The organism is Shewanella sp. Sh95, from assembly GCF_001308045.1.
Taxonomy (GTDB): domain Bacteria; phylum Pseudomonadota; class Gammaproteobacteria; order Enterobacterales; family Shewanellaceae; genus Shewanella; species Shewanella xiamenensis.
On sequence record NZ_LGYY01000220.1, the window covers coordinates 1 to 674 of the forward strand.

At 35.3% G+C, this 674-nt stretch carries 1 protein-coding gene; it reads right to left on the reverse strand.

What is annotated here, in order from left to right; all coding sequences use genetic code 11:
* Positions 1 to 123: 123 nt before the first annotated feature.
* A complete protein-coding gene (locus AEA42_RS16370) occupies positions 124 to 477 on the reverse strand; it encodes a hypothetical protein (protein WP_156312358.1) in 354 nt (117 codons plus the stop codon).
* Positions 478 to 674: the final 197 nt, after the last annotated feature.

Genomic DNA, 674 nt, shown 5'->3' on the forward strand with positions numbered 1-674 from the left:
TAGGATATTGGCTTCGCGCATCTTGTTGTCCAAGTGTAGTTTTTAGCGAAACCATTTGATCATGCAACAAGATGCGCTTCCACCCTAATTTGATGATTTATTTGTAAATCATCAGGGGATTCTTCAGAGCTTGGTATTGATGTTATCATTTGATAACTCTGTACTTCGTATGAAGTGAAAGTAATCGGTACTACAGTTTTTAGAATAGTTTCCCAGTAGAATGATACCTTCGATTCCTTCTCTATGGTAACGTTTATGTAGTTGTTCATTTAAATCCTCGATAGAAAGTCCTTGTAAGTAATCTGACCAAGAACTTATCGAATAGATATGGTCTATAAGAGTGTTATTTGTATGGTTTTTAATTTTTTTATTTATTTCTAGCTTAATTTTTAAATTTTCTTCTTTTACATCATCTTCTAATTGCTCAACAGCTGTTACGAATTCTTGTATTCTCTCCCCAAATAAATCTGTCGACATTTTATTGTAAAACTCATATGAATCATAATCGTCAATAATAAATTTTATTACAATGTTATCTTGATGTGATCCGACTTTCCGCACCTGATTTAGGAATAAATTTGCCGATACCGTTCGCCTAACACGTCGAGAATGATCTGCTGGTCCACTGTGAGTCCTGTGACTTGAGGTGGCGCCTCTCCCAACTGGTACTCGTG